The following is a 3,410-nucleotide window of genomic DNA, read 5'->3' on the forward strand; positions in this document are numbered from 1 at the left end:
CCGTAACTCTATGAACATATCAAACAACCCCGGCACACAATCACGGGTGTTCGCTTGTTCAGAGTTGCACAGTGGACGCGTAGCAGCTTAGTAGTCAAGTCCTCGGCCTATTAGTACCGGTCAACTGAACCCGTTACCGGGCTTACATTTCCGGCCTATCAACCCAGTCGTCTAGCTGGGGGCCTTACCCCCACAAAGTGGGGTGGGATACCTCATCTTGAAGCAGGCTTCCCGCTTAGATGCTTTCAGCGGTTATCCCTTCCGAACGTAGCTAACCAGCCGTGCCCTTGGCAGGACAACTGGCACACCAGAGGTTCGTCCGTCCCGGTCCTCTCGTACTAGGGACAGCCCTTCTCAAGTATCCTACGCGCACGGCGGATAGGGACCGAACTGTCTCACGACGTTCTAAACCCAGCTCGCGTACCGCTTTAATGGGCGAACAGCCCAACCCTTGGGACCTGCTACAGCCCCAGGATGCGACGAGCCGACATCGAGGTGCCAAACCATCCCGTCGATATGGACTCTTGGGGAAGATCAGCCTGTTATCCCCGGGGTACCTTTTATCCGTTGAGCGACACCGCTTCCACTCGCAAGTGCCGGATCACTAGTCCCGACTTTCGTCCCTGCTCGACCTGTCAGTCTCACAGTCAAGCTCCCTTGTGTACTTGCACTCAACACCTGATTGCCAACCAGGCTGAGGGAACCTTTGGGCGCCTCCGTTACCTTTTAGGAGGCAACCGCCCCAGTTAAACTACCCACCAGACACTGTCCCTGAACCGGATAACGGTCCGAAGTTAGATACCCAAATCAACCAGAGTGGTATTTCAAGATTGCCTCCACCCATACTGGCGTATGGACTTCACCGGCTCCCACCTATCCTACACAAGCTAATTCGAGTACCAATGTCAAGCTATAGTAAAGGTCCCGGGGTCTTTCCGTCCTGCCGCGCGTAACGAGCATCTTTACTCGTACTGCAATTTCGCCGGGCCTGTGGTTGAGACAGTGGGGAAGTCGTTACGCCATTCGTGCAGGTCGGAACTTACCCGACAAGGAATTTCGCTACCTTAGGATGGTTATAGTTACCACCGCCGTTTACTGGCGCTTAAGTTCTCCGCTTCGCCCCGAAGAGCTAACAGGTCCCCTTAACGTTCCAGCACCGGGCAGGCGTCAGTCCATATACATCGAATTACTTCTTCGCATGGACCTGTGTTTTTAGTAAACAGTCGCTTCCCCCTGCTCTCTGCGGCCATACAACGCTCCACCCGCGCGGGGCTTCACGTCTCCGGCCCCCCTTCTCCCTAAGTTACGGGGGCAATTTGCCGAGTTCCTTAACCACAGTTCGCCCGATCGCCTCGGTATTCTCTACCTGACCACCTGTGTCGGTTTGGGGTACGGGCCGCTAAGAACTCGCTAGAGGCTTTTCTCGGCAGCATAGGATCACTGACTTCACCTGAATCGGCTCGGCATCACGTCTCAGCCTATATGTGTTGCGGATTTGCCTACAACACGGCCTACACGCTTACCCCGGCACAACCACCGGCCGGGCTCAGCTACCTTCCTGCGTCACCCCATCGCTTGACTACTACCCATCAGGTTCCCACGCTCCCTCAACTCAGTCCGAAGACCTCACCAAGTTCGGGTGGTTAGCACAACGAGGTTCATCAGGGACGCTCTTTCGCGGGTACGGGAATATCAACCCGTTGTCCATCGACTACGCCTCTCGGCCTCGCCTTAGGTCCCGACTCACCCAGGGCGGATTAGCCTGGCCCTGGAACCCTTGGTCATCCGGCGGAAGGGTTTCTCACCCTTCTTTCGCTACTCATGCCTGCATTCTCACTCGTGCCGCGTCCACAACTGGGTCACCCCGCTGCTTCACTCGCGGCACGACGCTCCCCTACCCATCCACACACCTGCACAAGGAATCACGTCCAAGCGAGGATAAAATGTGAATGCCACAGCTTCGGCGGTGTGCTTGAGCCCCGCTACATTGTCGGCGCGGAACCACTTGACCAGTGAGCTATTACGCACTCTTTAAAGGGTGGCTGCTTCTAAGCCAACCTCCTGGTTGTCTATGCGACCCCACATCCTTTTCCACTTAGCACACGCTTAGGGGCCTTAGCTGGTGATCTGGGCTGTTTCCCTCTCGACTACGAAGCTTATCCCCCGCAGTCTCACTGCCGCGCTCTCACTTACCGGCATTCGGAGTTTGGCTGATTTCGGTAAGCTTGTGGGCCCCCTAGACCATCCAGTGCTCTACCTCCGGCAAGAAACACGCGACGCTGCACCTAAATGCATTTCGGGGAGAACCAGCTATCACGGAGTTTGATTGGCCTTTCACCCCTAACCACAGGTCATCCCCCAATTTTTCAACATTGGTGGGTTCGGCCCTCCACGCGGTCTTACCCGCGCTTCAGCCTGCCCATGGCTAGATCACTCCGCTTCGGGTCTAGGACACGCGACTGAATCGCCCTATTCAGACTCGCTTTCGCTACGGCTCCCCCACACGGGTTAACCTCGCCACATGCCACTAACTCGCAGGCTCATTCTTCAAAAGGCACGCCGTCACCCCGCAAGGCTCCGACGGATTGTAGGCGAACGGTTTCAGGTACTATTTCACTCCCCTCCCGGGGTACTTTTCACCATTCCCTCACGGTACTTGTCCGCTATCGGTCACCAGGAAGTATTTAGGCTTACCAGGTGGTCCTGGCAGATTCACGGCAGATTTCAGGGGTCCGCCGCTACTCGGGAACACCCACAGAAGGTCAGCAACTTTCACCTACCGGACTCTCACCGTCTACGGTCAGCCATTCCAGACTGTTCGACTAGCCACTGACTTTGTAACTTCTCGAACAAGTGTCAGCTTGTTCAGCAGGGTCCCACAACCCCGACCACGCAACCCCTGACAGGTATCACACGCAGCCGGTTTAGCCTCGATCCGCTTTCGCTCGCCACTACTCACGGAATCACTAAATTGTTTTCTCTTCCTACGGGTACTGAGATGTTTCACTTCCCCGCGTTCCCTCCACACACCCTATGTGTTCAGGTGTGGGTGACACCACATGACTGGTGCCAGGTTTCCCCATTCGGACACCCTGGGATCACAGCTTGGTTGACAGCTCCCCCAGGCCTATCGCGGCCTCCCACGTCCTTCATCGGCTCCTGGTGCCAAGGCATTCACCGTTCGCCCTTGACAACTTGACCACAAAGATGCTCGCGTCCACTGTGCAATTCTCAACAAACGACCAACCCACAACCCGATCCGCCCCACACCAAACCCAACCAACGGTCGGCGGTATGTGGGGCCAGGCCATGCCTGGCAGACTCCCAGCCCCCACCAAGGAGGGCCGGCGCGTCTCTGAAACAACAACCAACGGTTGTTCCTTCAGGACCCAACAGGGTGCTCACATTTC

At 56.4% G+C, this 3,410-nt stretch carries 1 rRNA gene; it reads right to left on the reverse strand.

The features are described from left to right. Positions 1 to 90 precede the first annotated feature (90 nt). Positions 91 to 3,201: ribosomal RNA gene (locus tag ACIBEF_RS31895) — 23S ribosomal RNA — on the reverse strand. Positions 3,202 to 3,410: the final 209 nt, after the last annotated feature.

The sequence above is a fragment of the Micromonospora sp. NPDC050795 genome, from assembly GCF_044456785.1.
Classification (GTDB): Bacteria; Actinomycetota; Actinomycetes; order Mycobacteriales; family Micromonosporaceae; genus Micromonospora.